The sequence below is a fragment of the Alkalilimnicola sp. S0819 genome (assembly GCF_009295635.1).
GTDB lineage: Bacteria > Pseudomonadota > Gammaproteobacteria > Nitrococcales > WHIW01 > S0819.
Map to the genome: position 1 here is coordinate 54330 of NZ_WHIW01000010.1, position 17077 is coordinate 71406.

General features: G+C 69.6%; 15 protein-coding genes and 1 riboswitch. Of the genes, 3 read left to right on the plus strand and 12 right to left on the minus strand.

The window, feature by feature from the left end:
* Positions 1 to 126: 126 nt before the first annotated feature.
* The 3 genes from GBG68_RS09720 (at position 127) to GBG68_RS09730 (ending at position 1787) form a co-directional block, all read left to right on the plus strand.
* Positions 127 to 408: a type II toxin-antitoxin system Phd/YefM family antitoxin gene (locus GBG68_RS09720; RefSeq protein WP_152146755.1), complete on the plus strand. Its 282-nt coding sequence runs from the start codon at positions 127 to 129 to the stop codon at positions 406 to 408.
* Positions 405 to 704, plus strand: coding sequence for a type II toxin-antitoxin system RelE/ParE family toxin (locus GBG68_RS09725; RefSeq protein ID WP_152146756.1), 300 nt, complete (start codon positions 405 to 407; stop codon positions 702 to 704). Before GBG68_RS09720 ends, GBG68_RS09725 begins: the two co-directional genes overlap by 4 nt.
* 102 nt (positions 705 to 806) lie before the next feature.
* A complete protein-coding gene (locus GBG68_RS09730; RefSeq protein WP_152146757.1) occupies positions 807 to 1787 on the plus strand; it encodes an NAD(P)H-dependent flavin oxidoreductase in 981 nt (326 codons plus the stop codon).
* Positions 1788 to 2150: 363 nt separating this feature from the next.
* Here the strand turns inward: GBG68_RS09730 and GBG68_RS09735 are convergent, their stop codons facing one another.
* The 12 genes from GBG68_RS09735 to GBG68_RS09790 form a co-directional block, all read right to left on the minus strand.
* The gene (locus tag GBG68_RS09735) at positions 2151 to 3605 is read right to left on the minus strand and encodes a cobyric acid synthase (protein ID WP_152146759.1); all 1455 of its coding nucleotides are present in this window, start codon (positions 3603 to 3605) and stop codon (positions 2151 to 2153) included.
* A complete protein-coding gene (locus GBG68_RS09740; RefSeq protein WP_152146861.1) occupies positions 3602 to 4480 on the minus strand; it encodes a cobalamin-binding protein in 879 nt (292 codons plus the stop codon). The genes GBG68_RS09735 and GBG68_RS09740 overlap by 4 nt, the downstream gene beginning before the upstream one ends.
* The gene (gene cobD / locus GBG68_RS09745) at positions 4480 to 5457 is read right to left on the minus strand and encodes a threonine-phosphate decarboxylase CobD (RefSeq protein ID WP_152146760.1); all 978 of its coding nucleotides are present in this window, start codon (positions 5455 to 5457) and stop codon (positions 4480 to 4482) included. Before cobD ends, GBG68_RS09740 begins: the two co-directional genes overlap by 1 nt.
* Positions 5450 to 6376 carry an adenosylcobinamide-phosphate synthase CbiB gene (gene cbiB / locus GBG68_RS09750; RefSeq protein ID WP_152146762.1) on the minus strand — a complete coding sequence of 309 codons (927 nt, stop codon included), beginning with the start codon at positions 6374 to 6376 and terminating at the stop codon, positions 5450 to 5452. Before cbiB ends, cobD begins: the two co-directional genes overlap by 8 nt.
* Entirely contained in the window at positions 6373 to 7035 is a 663-nt protein-coding gene (gene bluB, locus GBG68_RS09755) for a 5,6-dimethylbenzimidazole synthase (RefSeq protein ID WP_226801762.1), read from the minus strand. The genes cbiB and bluB overlap by 4 nt, the downstream gene beginning before the upstream one ends.
* A complete protein-coding gene (gene cobO, locus GBG68_RS09760; RefSeq protein WP_152146765.1) occupies positions 7032 to 7634 on the minus strand; it encodes a cob(I)yrinic acid a,c-diamide adenosyltransferase in 603 nt (200 codons plus the stop codon). The genes bluB and cobO overlap by 4 nt, the downstream gene beginning before the upstream one ends.
* Positions 7621 to 7938, minus strand: a complete 318-nt coding sequence (locus GBG68_RS09765; RefSeq protein ID WP_152146766.1) for a DUF2149 domain-containing protein — start codon at positions 7936 to 7938, stop codon at positions 7621 to 7623. The genes cobO and GBG68_RS09765 overlap by 14 nt, the downstream gene beginning before the upstream one ends.
* Complete coding sequence (locus GBG68_RS09770; protein WP_152146767.1) at positions 7935 to 8393, minus strand: MotA/TolQ/ExbB proton channel family protein; 459 nt, start codon at positions 8391 to 8393, stop codon at positions 7935 to 7937. The genes GBG68_RS09765 and GBG68_RS09770 overlap by 4 nt, the downstream gene beginning before the upstream one ends.
* Positions 8383 to 12684, minus strand: coding sequence for a cobaltochelatase subunit CobN (locus GBG68_RS09775; RefSeq protein ID WP_152146769.1), 4302 nt, complete (start codon positions 12682 to 12684; stop codon positions 8383 to 8385). The genes GBG68_RS09770 and GBG68_RS09775 overlap by 11 nt, the downstream gene beginning before the upstream one ends.
* A 9-nt stretch (positions 12685 to 12693) precedes the next feature.
* Complete coding sequence (locus tag GBG68_RS09780; RefSeq protein ID WP_152146771.1) at positions 12694 to 14019, minus strand: cobyrinate a,c-diamide synthase; 1326 nt, start codon at positions 14017 to 14019, stop codon at positions 12694 to 12696.
* 3 nt (positions 14020 to 14022) lie between these two features.
* Entirely contained in the window at positions 14023 to 15825 is a 1803-nt protein-coding gene (locus tag GBG68_RS09785; RefSeq protein WP_152146774.1) for a TonB-dependent receptor domain-containing protein, read from the minus strand.
* A 132-nt stretch (positions 15826 to 15957) separates the two neighbouring features.
* Positions 15958 to 16161, minus strand: a riboswitch (cobalamin riboswitch).
* A gap of 71 nt (positions 16162 to 16232) precedes the next feature.
* Complete coding sequence (locus GBG68_RS09790; protein WP_152146777.1) at positions 16233 to 17039, minus strand: 2-keto-4-pentenoate hydratase; 807 nt, start codon at positions 17037 to 17039, stop codon at positions 16233 to 16235.
* Between the last annotated feature and the right edge of the window lie 38 nt (positions 17040 to 17077).

Here is a 17077-nt window from a genome sequence, read left to right on the forward strand (position 1 = left end):
GCGGTTCAAGCCGGTGACTCCGTCGCGGCTTGATCACACATTATGCCTCGTAAAGAGTGCACCCTTCCCGTCTCTGCCCATCAGGAGTACGCTTGGACGTACATCCAAAGGTCTTCAGGAGGTTCTATGGTACGTACGCGATTTGATGAGGATATTCGGCCGCTCACCGAGTTCCGGTCGGGCGCGGCCTCGTTCTTGAAGCAGATTCATGAAACTAAGCGTCCGCTCGTACTCACCCAGCGTGGACGGGGCGTGGCGGTGCTCGTTGATGTTCGTCAGTACGAGGCGATGCAGGAGCGGCTTGAGCTACTGGAGGATTTGTACCAAGCCGATCGGCAGCTTCAGGCGGGAGAAGGCGTCGATCACAAGGATGCGAAGGCTCGTGTCCTTGCCCGGCTCAAGAAGTGAATATCGTCTGGTCGCCCTTGGCGCTTGAGCGGGTCGAGGAGTACGCCGAGTACATCGCGCTGGATAGTCCGGCGGCGGCTGTTCAGTGGGTGGATGAGATCTTCGCGAAAGTTGATGCTCTGGCGGGTTTTCCCGAGATCGGCCGCAGCGTCCCGGAGTTGAGCAGGGCCGACGTCCGGGAGCTCTTCCATGGCCAGTACCGGATCATTTATCGCGTGGATCGCTCGGTCTTCGTCCTCACGGTCAGGCACACCAGCCAGCTGCTTACAGACGCTGATGTCGAAGACGATGCGTAACAAAACCATCGAGCGCGACGGCGAGGACGCCGCGACTCATGGTAAGCGTTGGGCTGACGAAACGTCGCGCGGCAGGAACAACGGAATAATCGCGAATGAACAATGCTTGATACGCCCCTGACGAGGCTCCTCGGAATTCAGCACCCAATCCTCTCAGCGCCTATGGCTCTGGTTGCCGGTGGGCGGCTGGCCGCGGCAGTTTCCCGCGCCGGCGGATTGGGGTTCATCGGCGGAGGATACGGCGACGAAACGTGGCTGGAGCATGAGCTTGAAGTAGCCGGTGACGCTCCTATCGGTGTCGGATTTATCACATGGAGCTTGAAGTCGAAGCCTCAGCTGCTTGATCGGGCACTGGCCCACCAACCTCGCGCCCTAATGCTCTCGTTTGGCGAGCTTGCCCCGTTCGCCCAGAGGGTCAAAGATGCGGACTGCGTTCTGCTAGCGCAGGTGCAGAACTTGAAGCAGGCGGAGGCGGCGGTGGCCGAAGGCGCGGATGTCATCATCGCGCAGGGCACCGAAGCCGGCGGGCACGGTGCAAATCGGGCAACTCTTCCTCTCGTCCCTGCCATCGTTGATGCGGTCGGATCGGTTCCAGTTGTCGCCGCTGGAGGGATCGCCGACGGGCGCGGCGTGGCAGCCGTCCTGATGCTCGGCGCCAGTGGCGTGTTGATGGGCAGCCGCTTCTACGCTACAGAGGAATCTCTTGCTCATCCAGCAGCCAAAGCTGGAGCTGTAGAGGCATCTGGTGATGACACCGTTCGGAGCTCAGTCTTCGATGTGCTGCGGGGGTTCGACTGGCCGCAGCCGTACACCCTGCGCAGCGTCAGGAACGAGATGACAGAACGCTGGCACGCGGATATGGAAGACCTAGAAGATTCCTTGGCCACTGAGCGCCCACGTTTCCAGGCCGCGGTACAAGAGGGAGAGTTCCGGCTCGCCCCGCTTATAGTCGGCGAGGCGGTGGACCTGATTACGACTGTGCCCAGAGCGCATAAGGTTGTGGAGGATATTGCACATGAGGCTGCCGCTCTTCTCCGGCAAGGGCCACCGGGTATAAACGTCCGGGGAGCAGCCCAACAATGAGCTAGAGCCCGACCGTTTGAAAGCCGCGCGGCGGCTTTCAAACGGCGGCTCCGCTCAAGCGTTGGACGGACTTGGCACCGACAGATGGGGTTCCGGGGTGGGTGTGGTCTCGGGCGGCCGTCGATGCAGCCGAGCATCGCAGCCGGAAAGGGATCAGCGAGCAGCTTGTTTGAGCGTAGCGAGTTTGCTGCTCGCCCCTTTCCGGCGAGAGGCGCAGGGTAGCCCGGCGCAGCCGGGCCAAATCGTGGGCCGCCCGAGACCACACCCACCCCGGAACCGGCACCGACGTTCCAGCCCCTTCCAGTGGCCTCTCGTCTTTCCCCTCTACACCCCGAACGAACGATTCACCGGCACCGGCCCCGTCTACCGCTCCAGACCCAGCAAGGCATCCAACCGCGTCCAGTCCAGGTGCTGTTCCACGCAATCCGCCAGCCGGTCGATATTGGCTTCCCGCAACGCCTGATAATCCAGCTCCTCCACCCGCGCCAGCCCCGCCCAGCGCAGCAGCGCCTCGCGGGCCGGCGCGGCGTCGAACAGGCCGTGCAGATAGCTGCCGCGGATCTGCTCGTCGGCCGAGCGAGCCCCTTCCGGTTGCCCCGCCAGCTCCAGCAGCGGCCGGCCAAGCGCCGGGCCCTCGCTGACGCCGCAGTGGATCTCGTAGCCTTCGGCGCGGACCCGCTCCGGCAGCAGCTCACCCTCCACCCGGCGCAGTTGCTTGTCCGGCGCGAGCCGAGTCTCCATATCCAGCAGCCCCAGCCCCGGGCTGCTACCCGCCGGCCCCTCCACGCCCAGCGGGTCGTGCAATTCACGGCCCAACATCTGATAGCCGCCGCAGATCCCCAGCAGCTTGCCGCCGTAGCGCAGGTGGCGCTGTATCGCCGCCTCCCAGCCCTGCTCGCGCAGCCAGGCCAGATCGGCCCGCACACTCTTGGAGCCGGGCAGCACCATCAGGTCCGCCGGCGGAATGGCCTGGCCCGGGCCGATCAGGCGGCAATCCACCTGCGGGTGCAGGCGCAGCGCGTCCAGATCCGTGTGATTGCTGATCCGGGGCAGCGCCGGGCAGATCACCCGCAACTCCCCCGCCCTCGACTGCACCGCATTGCTCAGACTGTCCTCGGCTTCCAGGTGCAGCCCCTGCAGATAGGGCAGCACCCCCAGCACCGGAATCCCGGTGCGCTCGCTGAGCCATTCCAGGCCCGGGCGCAGCAGCTCCGGGTCGCCGCGGAAGCGATTGATGACAAAGCCCGCCAGGCGCGCCCGCTCGCTGGCGCTCAACAGCTCCACCGTGCCCACCAGGGTGGCGAAGACACCGCCCCGGTCGATGTCCGCCACCAGGATCACCGGACAGTCCACCGCCTCGGCGAAGCCCATATTGGCGATGTCGTTCTCCCGCAGATTGATCTCCGCCGGGCTGCCCGCGCCCTCGACCACCAGCACCCGGTGGGCCGCCGCCAGCCGGCCGTGGGATTCCAGTACCACCGCCCGGGCGCGGCGCTTGTAGGCGTGGTAATCGGTGGCCGCCATATTGCCCACGCTGCGCCCCTGCAGGATTACCTGGGCGCCCTGGTCGGTGTTGGGCTTGAGCAGCACCGGGTTCATGTCGCTGTGGGGCTCCAGCCCGCAGGCCTGGGCCTGCACCGCCTGGGAGCGGCCGATTTCACCGCCATCCACGGTCACCGCGCTGTTCAGCGCCATGTTCTGGGGCTTGAACGGCGCCACCGAGACGCCCCGTCGGCGTATGGCCCGGCACAGGGCGGTGACCAGGGCGCTCTTGCCGGCATCCGAGGTGGTGCCTTGGACCATCAGGGTGCGGCTCATGGCTGGCGGGCCTGTTCCAGATGGGCGCAGACGCGTTCGGCGCCTTCCAGGATGCGCGGGCTGTGGCGCTGCAGCAGGGCCGGCGGTACGAAGTACAGATGCGCCAGGCGTACCGCCTGCAGGTCCTTCCAGCGTGCCCAGTTGTCCAGCCACTCCGGACGCTCATCGCCCATGCCGCTGGCGATGATGACCTCCGGGTCCCGGGCCAGCACCGCCTCGACGCTGATGCGCGGTGTCAGACTGGCGGCGTCGGCGAACACGTTGCGCCCGCCGCACAGGTGGATCACCTGGCTGATCAGGTGCGCATCGTTGACGGTCATCAGCGGCTGGTACCAGACCTGGTAGAACACGCTCAGGGGCGGGCGCCGGGAATAGCGCTCCCGCAGTCTCTGGTGGCGGGCGCGGAACTCGGCGGCGGCGGTTCGGGCCTGCTCCTCGGTGCCGGCCAGCGTGCCCAGGCGCTCCACCGAGCGGGCGATATCGTTCAGGTTCTTCGGTTCGCTGATGTACACCGTGTAGCCCAGGGCCTGCAGCCGCTCGATGGTGCTGGCGCCGTTGCCGCTGTGCCAGCCCACCACCAGATCCGGCTGCAGCGCCGCCAGGCGTTCGTAATCCACCCGCTTGTAGCTGCCGACCCGGGGTATCTGCTCGGCCTCGGCGGGGTAGTCGCTGTGGCTCACCGTGCCCACCAGATACTCCCCGGCCCCGGCGGTATAGAGGATTTCGGTGGCGTGGGGGGCGAGGCTGACGATGCGCCGAGCAGGAGACTGCAGGCTCACGGTGCGACCGCGATCGTCCTCCACTCGCAGCGGCGTATCGGCCGCGGCCGATACGCCGAGCGTGCTCAGCAACAGGATGGCGAGCAGGGTGCGCATCATGGTGTGATCGTCCTCAGGTGCCGGGTCAGGCGTTGCCAGTCCGCCCCGGTGCCGGGCAGGCCGAAGCGCAGCGCGGCGGGTTGGGTAAAACAGCGCAGCAGTATGCCGGCGCGGGCGTGGTGCTCGGCCAGCCGGGCGGCGTCCTCGTGGGGTACGTAGGCGAACAGCGGCGTGCTGCCGGCGCAGGCCAGGCCGGCCTCTTCCAGCAGGGTGCGCAGGCGTTGGCTGTCAGCGAGCAGGCGCTGGCGGGTGGCGTGTTGCCAGTCCCGGTCCGCCAGTGCGGCCCGCGCCGCGACCCGGGCGGGGCCGCTCACCGGCCAGGGCCCCAGCAGGCGCTGCAGTGCGCTCAGCAAGGGCGGGGCGGCGAGCACGAAACCCACCCGGGCGCCCGCCAGGCCGAAGAACTTGCCCAGGGAGCGCAGCACGATCAGCCCTTCGTGGTGGCTATCCGCCGCCAGGCTGTGCTCGGGCCGGACATCGGCGAAGGCCTCGTCCACCACCAGCCAGCCGCCCCGGGCGGCCAGTTGCCGCTGCCAGCTCAGCAGCTTCTCGCGCGGGTACTGACGGGCGGTGGGGTTGTCCGGGTTGACCAATACCAGCACGTCCAGCCAGGGCGGCAGTTCCTCGTCGCCGTCCGGGCGGACGATGCGATGCCCGGCGGCCCGCCAGGCCGCCTCGTGCTCGGCATAGCTGCCCGCGGCGATGGCCACCGCGCCGGGCTTTCGCAGCCGGGGCAGGGCCTGGATGGCCGCCTGGCTGCCGGCGACGGTCAGCAGCGAGCGGGCACCGTAATAGTCCCGGGCCGCCTCCTCCAGGCCATCTTCCAGTTCCGGCAGGCGCTGCCAGCTGGCGGCGGTGATGGGCGGCACCGGGTAGGCCAGCGGGTTGAGTCCGGTGGACAGATCCAGCCAGTCCTCATAGGGAATGCCGTAGTGCCGGGCGGCGGCCCGAACGCGGCCTCCGTGCTCAAGCATGCGCCACCCCCAGTTGCACCAGCAGAAACACCAGCGCCAGCGCCAGCCATAGCCAGAGGCTACGTTGCAGCAGGCCCAGGGCGGCGGTGATGGTGTCCGCATCGGCGGTCGGCCCCGCGCCCAGCCGGGGGCGCTCCCGCTCGACGCCATGGTAACGGGTCGGGCCGCCCAGGCTCACGCCCAGGGCGCCGGCGCCGGCGGCCATTACCGGGCCGGCATTGGGACTGTCCCAGTGGGCGGCCTGGGTGCGCCAGCAGCGCAGGGCGGTGGCGGTGTGTCCCACCAGGGCGTAGCTCAACGCGGTGAGGCGCGCCGGCAACAGATTGAGCAGATCATCCAGTCGGGCGGCGGCCCAGCCGAAGTGGCGGTAGCGGGCCGTGCGGTAGCCCCACATGGCATCCAGGGTGTTGGCCAGCCGGTAGGCCACGACACCGGGGGCGCCGGCGACCAGGAACCAGAACAGCGCGCCGAACACCGCATCGCTGCCGTTCTCCAGCAAGGATTCGGTGGTGGCCGTCGCCGCGCCGGTGGCGTCCAGCGCCTCGCTGTCGCGACTGACCAGCAGGCCCGCCGCCGCCCGCGCCGCCGGCAGGTCGCCGGCCTGCAGCGCATCACGCACCCGTCGGCCATGCTCGGCCAGGCTGGCGCCGCCGATGCACAGATAAAGCAGCAGCACCGAGCACAGCGGGCCCCAGGTCTCCAGGCGGCTCAGGGTCGCCGCCAGCACCGTTGCCGGCAGCACCGCCAGCAGCCAGGCCAGCAGGCCGAACAGGCGGGCGGTGTAACGCCCCGACGCACGATTGCAGAGCCGCTCCAGGGCCTGCGCCAGTCGGCCGAAAGCCACCAGCGGGTGGCCCCGGCGGGGTTCACCCAGCCAGTAGTCCAGCACCACGGCGAGCAGCAGGGCGATGACGTTCATGGCCAGGCCTGCTCGCCCCAGCGGTTCTGGTAGAGGAACTCCGACAGGGGCCGGGCTTTCGTCCAGTTCTCCTGCTCCAGCATGGGGCGGGCGTAGAAGGCTTCTACATGCCCCAGGCAGAGGATGGCGACGGGTTTGGCCCCCGCTGGCATGGCCAGCAGGCGGGCCACCTCGGTGGGTTCGAACAGCGACACCCAGCCCATGCCCAGGCCCTCGGCCCGGGCCGCCAGCCAGAGGTTCTGGATGGCGCAGGACACCGAAGCCAGGTCCATCTCCGGCAGGGTGCGCCGACCGAAGACGTGCTGCTCGCGACCGTCCATCAGCGCCGCCACCAGCAGTTCACCGCACTCCCGTATGCCCTCCACCTTCAGCCGCATGAACTCGGCGCCCCGCTCGCCCAACGCCTCGGCGGTGCGTCGGCGTTCAGCCTCGGCCTGCTGGTGCAGGGCCTGGCGCAGGGCCGGATCGGTGATCCGCAGCAGCCGCCAGGGCTGCATCAGCCCGACGCTGGGGGCGCAGTGGGCGGCCTCCAGCACCCGGGCCAGCAGGTCCGGATCCACCGGGTCGGGCAGGAAGTGGCGCATGTCGCGGCGCTCGCGGATCGCTCGGTACACTGCCTGCTGCTCCGCTGGGTCGAAAGCATGGGGCAGCGCGCTCACAGCTCGACGCCTCGCTGGGCCTTGATACCCGCCTTGAAGGCATGCTTGTCCATGCGCATGAAGGTCACGGTGTCGGCCGCCTCCAGCAGGCCCTCGGGGGCATGGCGGCCGGTGATGACCACGTGTTGCATGGGCGGGCGCGCGGCCAGGGCCTCCAACACCGCGTCCAGCGCTACGTACTCCTTTTTCAGGGCGATGTTCAGCTCATCCAGCAGCACCAGCCCGTAGCGCTCGTCGGCGAGCATGCGCGCGGACTGTTCCCAGGCGGCCTGGGCCGCGGCCACATCCCGTTCCCGGTCCTGGGTCTCCCAGGTGAAGCCTTCGCCCATGACGTGGTAGTCCACCGTGTCGAACTGGCGGAAGAAGCTCTCCTCGCCGGTGCTGAACGCACCCTTGATGAACTGCACCACGCCGACCCGCATGCCGTGACCCAGGGCTCGGGCCACCATGCCGAAGCCGGCGGTGCTCTTGCCCTTGCCGTTGCCGGTGTTCACCAGCAGTACCCCCTGCTCGCGGGTGGCCTTGCTGATGCGGGCGTCGACGATGCGCTTCTTGCGGGCGGCGGCCCGCCGGTATTTTTCCTGCTCAGTCTCGCTCATGCTCGCCTCCGTTCTCTCCGATAAGGATCAGCTTGCCCGTGCGCGGGTCGCGATAGACCCGGCCCAGGGATTCGTAGCCTTCGCCGCCTCGGCCCATGCCCGCGGGCAGCTCGGGAAGCTCCCGGCCTTCCTCCAGCACCTGAGCCCGGCGCTGCATGTGCTGGTCCAGCATCTCGCTGCTGGCGAACAGCGCGGCGATCAGGCCGCAGGCGAACACCAGCATGATGTCCACCAGATTGGCCAGCGGCCCCAGGGGCTCCTCGGCCTGGGCGTCGAAGCGGCTGGCGGTGAGTCGCCGGCTCATGACGCCGCCTGCGCCGGGGTGCTTTCCAGGCGGTCCAGCACGTTGTCGTACCAGCGCCGGCGCAGGCGGCCGAGGACGAAGCCGACGATGCCCACCAGCAGGCCCAGCACCGTGGTGTCGAAGGCCACGGTCACCGCCTGGGCGAGTATTTCCAGCTCCCCGCGGCCCAGCGCCGCCAGCCCCGGCCCCAAGGGGATCAGCGTGCCCATCAGCCCGAGCATGGGGCCGACCCGGGCGAGCAGGTCGGCCCGCTCGATGCGCCGCCGGCCCAGGGCGGCCACTGCCTCCGTCGGGGTGCCCCGGTGCAGCCGGGGCAGGGCGTGGAAGCGCTCGGCCAGGGCATTGCCGCATTCCCAGATGGCGGCGGCGACCACGCCGATCAGCATGATCAGCACGGGCACCAGCAGCCAGCCGACGAACTGGTGGGTGAGTCCGGTGAGCAGATTATCGAACATGGCTCGGTCTCCGCATGCCCTGAATGATGCCGCCGATCAGTAGCACGACGACGCCGGCCAGCAAGCTCCACAGCTGCCAGGGCAGCGACGCCTGTTGCTGTTGCTGCTGCTGCCGGTCGGTGTCGCTGTCGGCCGGTTCAGCCCGGGCCGCCCGGGCCTCCTCGGCTGGCTCGGCCGCAGCGGCTTCCGCCCGCAGCTCGGTGATGCGGCTGGGGTCGGTGAGCGGTTCGGCCTGGCTCGGGCCCCGGGCGGCCGCCAGTTCGGCCTGGAAGCGTGCTCGCAGGGCCTCGTCCAGCCGCGGCTGTATCCACTCCAGCATCGGGTGGTCCGGGCGGGTGTGGCCGCTGCCCGGCAGGCCGTGCGCCACCACCAGTTCGGCGAAATCCTGGGCCACCTGGTCCAGGTCCGCCGGGTCCGCTTCCCAGTAGCCCTTGTGGGCGGCCACCAGCAGGATGGCCTGCATATTGGCCTTGACGTGGACGTTGCGGCCTTCGGCGAGGAACTCGTCCAGGCCCAGCTCGTGGCCGTCGTCCAGGTAGACCCGCTTGACCTCGTCCCAGGCCCAACTCTTGATGATGTCCGGGTTGGTCACCTGCCAGCCCCAGAGATATTCCAGGAACTCGCTGCCCATGGTGCGAGCGCCGGCGTAGCCGTGGTGCATCAGCGGCTCCAGCCAGGCGGGGTTGAGGAAGCGGCCCCGCAGCTCCTGCAGCAGGGCGGTTTCCAGCCGCTCGATATGGGCATCGTCGGCGTTGGCATGCTGGATCACCCGGCCCTGGGGCGGCTTGCCGGCCACGGTCTCCACGGCCAGGCTGAGGCCGCCGAGATAATCGAAGGCGTCGTTGTTGTCCAGCAGGCCGTAGAGGTTGCTGGCCCGGCCCAGATAGGTGTGGCGGACCTGCGCCAGGCCCCGGCGGAAGCTGTCGTGGGCGGCGCTGCCGGTGTGGGAGACGCCGTAGGCATGGCCCATGCGCTGCAGATAGGCATCGGCCACCTCGGAGCGGTCCTGCCAGGCGCCGGAGCGTTCCACCAGCCGGTTGACCCCGGCGCCGTAGGCCCCCGGCGCGTCGCCGAAGATGCGCAGGGCCGCATCCGGGCCGGCTTGTTCGGCTTTCTCGCCGCTGGCCAGGCGGGCCCGGGTGTCGGCGACCCAATGGGCGGCCACCCGGTTCTCCTCCAGCGATTCCGCCCCCGGGGCGCGCAGCTCGCCCAGTTGGGCGAGGGTCGCTTCCAGGGCCAGGGTCAGCTCCGGGTGCTGCCGGACGATGGTCCGGCTGGCGCCGTCCAGCGCCAGCAACACCGCTCGGTCCAGCCAGACCAGCAGATTGGGATAGAGATCGCGGAACAGCCCCGAGGTGGTGAACAGCACGTCCCGGCGCGGGATGTCCACCGGCTCCAGTCCGGTGACGATGCCGCGGCTGTTCCACACCGGCTTGATCCCCAGCAGCCCCAGGCCGAAGGCCACCATGGCGCCTTCGTCGCGCACCGTGTCCGAGGCCCACAGCACCACCGCCGAACGGCCTTCGGCGTCGCTGTCGGCGCGGGCGGTGGCGGCCAGATCCAGGCCCAGTTCGTAGGCCAGCTTGGTGGGCATGACGCCGCCATCCAGGGCATGGAAGTTGCGCCCGGTGGGCAGGGTTTCCGGCGAGCGCACCGGGTCGTTGCCCTTGCCGGGCTCGATGAAGCGCCCCTCCAGTGCCGCGAGCAGCGCCCGGCGCTCGGCCGCCGGCGAGCTCGCCAATGGCTCCCGGGCGGCCTCGTCGTCGATGGATTCCAGCATCAGTTCCAGCGGCTCGGCCTCCCAGTCCCGACCGAAGACATGCAGGCCGTGGGGCATGAAGGCTTCCTGCAGATCGGTGAGGTAGTGGCCGATCTCGTGGACCAGCATGGCCTCGTCGACGTTGTCGTAGGTCAGCCCGTCGATGCCGTGCTCCCGGGCGATGGTGCCCACCAGCTCCTCGCTCAGTTCCAGCTCTTCCACCAGGGCGCGGATCCGGCGCATGGCCCGGTCCCGCAGGGCGGAATCACCACCGGCGTCGGCGGCTTCCCAGCTTTCCACCAGCTGGCGCAATTCCAGCAGGCGGTCGTAGAGCGGGGTGGCCTTCAGCGGTGGCGTCAGGTGGTTGATGATCACCGCCAGCCCCCGGCGCTTGGCCTGCAGGCCCTCGCCAACACCGTCGACGATGTAGGGGTAGATGCCGGGAATGGCGCCGGCGACCAGCCGCGGATAGTCGTCCTCGCCCAGGGCGGCCCGTCGTCGGGGCAGGAACTCGTAGGTGGAGTGGCGGCCCAGGTGCACCAGGGCATCGGCGCCGAACGCATCCCGCAGCCAGTGGTAGAAGCCCAGGTACTGGTGGGTGGGGGGGATGGTGGTGTTGGCGTGCAACAGCTCCTCGTTGATCTCCCAGCCACGGGGCGGCTGCGGACCGATGAAGATATTGCCGAAGCGCAGGCCCGGCAGCAGCATATCGCCCTGGTAGGTCATCACCCGACCCGGCGGTTCGCCCCAGCCCCGCAGCCCCTCGATGCCGGTGCGGGTGAGGGCGGCCACCAGCGTATCGGCCCGGTCCCAGTCCTCCGATTCGCCCGCCAGCAGCTGCTCGTCCAGCGCCTGGAGCTGTTCCAGCAGATCCAGCGCCCGCCCGCGGGCCTCATGCCGCACGCCTTCCAGCAGGTGGTGCAGATCGCCAAAGGTACGCGCCAGCAGGCGTTGTGCCAGCTCCAGCTCGCCGCTGTCATGGGCCCGGCGCAACTGGGCCTGCAGATAACCCAGCGGCCCCTGGACCATTTCCGCGCGGATGCTCTTGGGCAGGGTGTCGAACCAGGCGCGATAGGCCTCGCCGCTCAGCGTTTGTGCCTCGGCGTGCAGTTGCCGCAGGGCCTGATGGTCCTCGGGCAGGTTGATGCCCCGCTGCTGGATCAGCTCCAGCAGCGCCTCGGGGGATTCGGGCAGCTCGCCGGTGTGGTAGCCGGCGGCCTGCAGCCGGTGGAGGATGTCCCACAGGGAGGCGGGCACGTCCAGGTTGTCGGCGCCGACGTTGTGCCGGCCCGGCGGGTGGTTGTAGTAGATCAGGGCGAGCTTCTTGTCGGCGTTGGCTTTGCGTTGCAGCACGCTCCAGCGGCGGGCGCGCTCGGCCAGCAGGGCGATTTCGCTGGCCACCGGCTGGCCGATGCGCAGGCGCAGTCCGCTGGCGGCGTGGATGCGCGCCGGGCCGGCGGCGGAGAGCAGCAGCGGCTGGGATATGCCCTGCAGCTCCGGCATGGCCAGCTGGTAGTGCACCGAGTCCCAGGGCATGCCGTCCTCGGCGATGCGCCACTGGGAAAGGCTGCGATCCACCAGTCGGATGCCCTTGAAGACCGGCACGTCCAGCGCTATCAGGGCGTCGGTGGCGGCGCTGCGCCGCTCGCCACCGCCGATGACGAAGTCCTGCAGGCTTACCACGGCGCTGAGCTGGGGGTAGTCCCGCAGGCGCTGCAGGGCGGCGTGGCTGGCCGCGCCCCAGCTTGCCAGCACCACCAGGCACTGCTGCTCACCGTCGCGCTCGATCTGCCGGCATAGCTCGTCCAGCAGCCCGCGGTTGCCCGGTTCGTCGCCGGAGTCCAGATCCAGCGCCGCCACCAGTGGTTTCTCCGGGCTCAGTTGCGGCCGCTCCACCACCTCGCCGTGCTGGTAATAACGCACCGCCGCCTGCGGTTGCGGCGCGGCGGCCGGGTGGCCATTGAGCCAGGCCAGTAGCTGGGCCATGTTGCCGCTGTCCCGCCCGCGCCAATAGGCCTGGCCACGCAGCCATTCGGCCTGCCCGGGGTAGCGCTCGGCGAGAGCCTGGCGGTGCTCGGTAGGGTCCTGATCCGCCTCCGGCTTGTCGTGCAGGTCTTCCACGGCGGCCTGGTCCAGGCCGGCAAAGACCGCCCGTGCGTTCAGCCGGGAGTGGCGCACCAGGCGTCGATCCGAGTGCACCGCCAGCATGTCCGGGCGCGGCGCCTGCTGCATCAGTCGCAGCAGCCGGGCGACGGCGTCGTCGTCGAACACCGCGGCCAGCAGCACGCTATCCGCTTGGCGCCACAGGCTGAGCAGCTCGTCATCGCTCAGCTCCGCCAGCTGGGTGGGCGTGCGCAGGATCAGGCGATCAGCGGGGTGCGCCGCGACGTAGCGATCCGCGCCGGCGGCCAGGGCCGGCGCGGAGCGTTCCGAGACCACACCGAACAGGGTCTGGGCGGCGGCGCCCTGGGGGGTGAGCAGGGGGGCGGTCAGCGCCAGGCAGGCGAGGGTGCGGAGCAATAACTGACGCATGGATATACCTCAGGGCCGGAACAGGGCGGCGGCGGCGGCCGGACTGGACGGGAAATACAGATGCAGGTACGAGGCGATGGTGCGGCCGCGACGGTAGACCGCCTCGCCGGGCAGCTGCGCCCGGCGCTGTCGCTGGCCGCGCCGCCAGGGCTCCAGCGAGGTCTCGGTGCGGCTGTAGTGGAAGGCATGGCCACGCAGCTCGCCCTCGGGTAGTGCCAGCGCCTGCAGGCCCAGCGCCGCCAGCTTGGGCTGCAGGCTGGCGCTGCCGGGCAGCAGCCCCGCCATCTCCGCGCTGTGGCCCTCCCGGTCGCTGAGCCGCTCCAGCAGGTAGAGCATGCCGCCGCATTCGGCATAAAGCGGCTTGCCCGCCTGCTGATGGGCCTGTAGCGCCGCTTTCATGGGCGCGTTGGCCGCCAGCGCCTGCAAATGCAGCTCGGGATAGCCGCCGGGCAGCCACAGGGCATCGGCCTCGGGCAGTGCGCGGTCGTGCAGCGGCGAGAAGAAGCTCAGCTCGGCGCCCAGGGCGCGCAGCAGGTCCAGATTGGCTTCATAAATGAAGCTGAAGGCGGCATCCCGGGCGATGGCGATGCGCACGCCGGCGAGCAGCGGGGCGGGCGCGTGCTGCTCCGCCGGGGCGAAGCTCACCGGCTCGGGCAGGCTGTCCAGGCCGGCCTCCAGTAGCAGGCCGGCGGCCTCGTCCAGGCGTTGGTCCAGGGCGTCCAGTTCCTGGGCCTGCACCAGGCCCAGGTGGCGCTCGGGCAGGGTAAGCGTTTCATGCCGGGGCACGGCGCCGAAGAAACGCATGCCCGTCGGCAGGCTCTCGCCCAGCAGTTCGCCGTGGTAGGGGCTGCCCACCCGGTTGGCCACCACGCCGGCGAAGGGCAGCCCGGGCTGGTGGCTCGCCAGCCCCTGGGCGACCGCGCCGAAGGTCTGGGCCATGCCGGCGGCATCGATCACCAGCAGCACCGGCACCCCCAGCAGGCTCGCCAGATCCGCCCCCGAGGGGCTGCCGTCATACAGCCCCATGGCGGATTCCAGCAGGATCAGGTCGGCTTCGCCGGCGGCCTGGTGCAACAGGCGGCGGGATTCCTCGGCGCCCACCATCCACAGGTCCAGATTGTCCACCCGCTCGCCGCTGGCTCGCTGGTGGATCATCGGGTCGATGAAGTCCGGGCCGATCTTGAACACCCGCACCCGCCGACCCTGGCGGCGGTGCAGCCGGGCCAGCGCCGCGGTGAGGATGGTCTTGCCCTGGCCGGAGCCCGGGGCGGCGATCAGCACCGCGGGGCAATGACGGTTATCGGGTGCGGCGGTGTCTATGGGCGCGTGGCTCATGAACTACTGCTCCGGGCTGTAACGCAGGCCGAGGAAATAGCTGCGGCCGGGGGTGTTGTAGCCGTGGGCGAGGGTGTAGTCCTTGTCGCCGGCGTTCTCGATGCGCGCGGTCAGGGCCAGGCCGCGATAGAGCGGGTAACTGGCGCTGAGGTTGAGCAGGCCGTAGCCGGCCAGGTCGTCGTTGCGATCCACTCGGTCGCCCACCAGCTGCAGATCGGCCTGGATTTCGCCGCGGCCGATTTTCCGGCCCAGCACCAGGGCGAGCTTTTTCTCGGCACGGCGAGGGAGGCGTTCGTTGGCCTGGGCGTCTTCCGCCCGCTGCAGGGTGGCGCTGGCCTGCCACCACCAGGCGTCCAGTTGCGCCGAATACTCCAGCTCCAGGCCCTTCAGGCGAGCCAGGCCGATGTTGCTGGCCTGCCTGAGGGGGCCGTCGTACTCGATCAGGTCCTCCACCTCGGTGTAGAACACGGTGGCGGCGAGACGCTGTTCGTCGGTGGGCCGGTAGCGCAGGGAAATCTCGCCGGTTTCCGATTGCTCCGGGTCCAGGTCGGGGTTGCCGGCGAAGAAGCCACCGAAGCCCGGGTGGTAGAGCTCGTTGAGGGTCGGGGCCTTGAAGGCGGTGGCGTAGGAGCTGACCAGGCGCAGTCTGGGGCTCAGGTCCAGGCCCCAGGCCAGCGCGCCGGTGGTGTGGCCGCCGAACTCGCTGTGCTCGTCATGGCGCAGGCCGATCTCCAGGTCATGGCGGCCCCAGTCCAGCAGCAGGTTCATGTAGGCGGCGCTGTTGTGGGTGTCCTCGTCGAACACGGTGGCGCCGGTCCGGTCGTCGGTATTCCTGGCGCTGTCCCGCCAGTGACTGAGGCCGGCCACCAACAGGTGCTGACCGAAGCCCAGGTCGTGCTGCCAGTCCAGCGAGCGGCGGCGGGTCTTGATGGTGGACGGGCTGGTGGACGCGGTCTCGGAGCGATCCAGCGCCTGACCCAGCTGCAGCCGCTGGGACCAGTCGTCGGTCACGGCCCAGTCCAGCCGCGCATCCACCGTCTGATTGCGGTCATCGATACGCCCCTGGTCGAACTCGCTCTCGCCCTCGCTGTGCCACAGGCGCAGGCTGGCGGAAAGATTGTCGGTGAACTCGCCCCGCAGCTGCGTGCTGACGCTTTGCTGCTCGAAGCCGTCGTTGTCCGGGTGGTAGCTGAATGCATCCGGGTTGGTGGCGGAGAAGCCATCGCTTTGCGAGGCGGCGGCGCTGATGTCGAAGTGCAGCCGCTCGCTGCCGCCGCCGTAGCTCACCCGGCCGGAGCGGGTCTGGTAGGAGCCGGCTTCCACATCGGCGCTCAGGCCCTGGCCGCGACGGGTGAAGATCTGGATCACGCCACCGATGGCGTCCGAGCCGTAGAGCGCGGCCCGGGGGCCGCGGACGATCTCGATGCGCTCCACCTGATCCGGCGACAGGCTGTTCCAGTTGAACTGGCCGGTGGTGGCGGAGCTGGCGCGCACGCCGTCCACCAGCACCAGGGTGTGATCCCCCTGGGCGCCGCGCAGGAACACGCTGGTGTTGCCGCCCGGGCCGCCGTTGCGGCTGATGTCGATGGACGGCTGGGTGCGCAGCAGATCCACCAGGGAGCGCGGCTGCAGGCGTTCGATGGCTTGGCGGTCCACCACGGTGACGGCGGCCATGGCCTCGTCGCTGGTCTGGGCAACCCGGCTGGCGGTGACGACCACCGGGTCCAGGCGCTGTTCGCTGGCCGAGGCGGCGGTGGCGCTGGCGGCACCGGCCAGCAGGAGGGCGGAGATGAATCTGTCATGCATGGAATGGGTCCCTTCGCGCACACCCGCGCTGTTTTCTTAGGGTGGATAGTGCGTGAAGGGCGAAAAGGGGGCGGAAGGCGGGAGCCTGCTGCCCGGGATGTTATCGCCCTCCGCGACACTGTACCGGAACGCCTTGCGGCGTGGACTTCAGGCCGGTCTCCGGGCTTGCGAGTGGCTTGTGCCGTTAGCGCCTGCGCCTTCCCATGCCGAGGCACAGTGGCTTGTTGCGAGCGCTTACTCGCCTACCGTTGCGGGGGCAGCGCCGGATTCGTCCGCGGACTGTACCGGCTTCCCATTTCACCCTCTGCCGAGGGAACCTGAAGTGCTGTTGATGCTAGGGGCTGCGGCGGCTGACGTCAAGTATTGTATACCGTATACGCACGGCGTCCTCCCGCGGGAGCGCCCCCTCAAGCGAAGCTCACCGTCAGCTCCGCCAGCGGCAGTCCCTGTACCCGGCTGTGCCAGGTTTCCCCCGCCCTTATGCTCCGGGCCGGAGTCAGGGTGCCGGTGGTGATGATCTCCCCCGCCCGCAGTGGCTCGGCCCCGGCTTGGTGCAGGGTGCTCTGCAAGTGCGCCAGCGCCTGCAAGGGGCTGCCCAGCACATCGACGCCGCCGCCGCGCTCCTCCAGCTGCTCGCCCCGGTAGAGCTCGACGGTGAAGTCCCGCAGTCGCGCGGGCGTCAGATCCTCGGCGGGTATCGCTGTGCCGATGTACAGACGACCATGCAGGGCGGCGTCGGCGACGGTGTCCGCGGCGCTGAAGTCCCAGTCGGGCACGTGGGACTGGACGATTTCGAAGCCCTGGGCCACCCAGTCGAGGCAGCGCAACAGCTGCTCCGGCCCGCCGTCGGGGGCCGGGGTGTCGGCCAGGTGCAGCACCAGTTCGGGCTCCAGCTTGGGTTCGACGAAGCCGGCCAGCGGGCAGCGGGCCTGGTCATCGGTCAGATGGATGCTGCTGTGGCGGTAGACATGGGCCCAGATCGGTGCGTTCACGCCGTAGCGCGCCCACATGCGCGGGTTGGTGAAGCCGATCTTGCGGCCCACCGCCACGGCGCCCTCGGCCAGCCGGGCGCGATGCACCTCGTCCGCCAGGGCGTAGGCCTGGGCCAGGGTCAGGCCCTGCGGGCGGCGACTGAAGGGCTGTAGCGAGTGCGCCTGGTCCTGTGCCTGTTTCATCTCCCGGGCCCAGGCGTCGTGGGCGGGGTGCTGGGACATGGGGGGTCTCCCTGGGTTGATCGGCGCGACTCGTTGGC

What these genes read in the sequence shown, in the direction of transcription:
- GBG68_RS09720 (WP_152146755.1), top strand. Translation starts at nt 127, where the DNA reads ATGGTACGTACGCGATTTGATGAGGATATTCGGCCGCTCACCGAGTTC.
- GBG68_RS09730 (WP_152146757.1), top strand. Translation starts at nt 807, where the DNA reads ATGCTTGATACGCCCCTGACGAGGCTCCTCGGAATTCAGCACCCAATC.
- GBG68_RS09735 (WP_152146759.1), bottom strand. Translation starts at nt 3,605, where the DNA reads ATGAGCCGCACCCTGATGGTCCAAGGCACCACCTCGGATGCCGGCAAG.
- GBG68_RS09740 (WP_152146861.1), bottom strand. Translation starts at nt 4,480, where the DNA reads ATGCGCACCCTGCTCGCCATCCTGTTGCTGAGCACGCTCGGCGTATCG.
- cobD (WP_152146760.1), bottom strand. Translation starts at nt 5,457, where the DNA reads ATGCTTGAGCACGGAGGCCGCGTTCGGGCCGCCGCCCGGCACTACGGC.
- cbiB (WP_152146762.1), bottom strand. Translation starts at nt 6,376, where the DNA reads ATGAACGTCATCGCCCTGCTGCTCGCCGTGGTGCTGGACTACTGGCTG.
- cobO (WP_152146765.1), bottom strand. Translation starts at nt 7,634, where the DNA reads ATGAGCGAGACTGAGCAGGAAAAATACCGGCGGGCCGCCGCCCGCAAG.
- GBG68_RS09765 (WP_152146766.1), bottom strand. Translation starts at nt 7,938, where the DNA reads ATGAGCCGGCGACTCACCGCCAGCCGCTTCGACGCCCAGGCCGAGGAG.
- GBG68_RS09770 (WP_152146767.1), bottom strand. Translation starts at nt 8,393, where the DNA reads ATGTTCGATAATCTGCTCACCGGACTCACCCACCAGTTCGTCGGCTGG.
- GBG68_RS09775 (WP_152146769.1), bottom strand. Translation starts at nt 12,684, where the DNA reads ATGCGTCAGTTATTGCTCCGCACCCTCGCCTGCCTGGCGCTGACCGCC.
- GBG68_RS09780 (WP_152146771.1), bottom strand. Translation starts at nt 14,019, where the DNA reads ATGAGCCACGCGCCCATAGACACCGCCGCACCCGATAACCGTCATTGC.
- GBG68_RS09785 (WP_152146774.1), bottom strand. Translation starts at nt 15,825, where the DNA reads ATGCATGACAGATTCATCTCCGCCCTCCTGCTGGCCGGTGCCGCCAGC.
- GBG68_RS09790 (WP_152146777.1), bottom strand. Translation starts at nt 17,039, where the DNA reads ATGTCCCAGCACCCCGCCCACGACGCCTGGGCCCGGGAGATGAAACAG.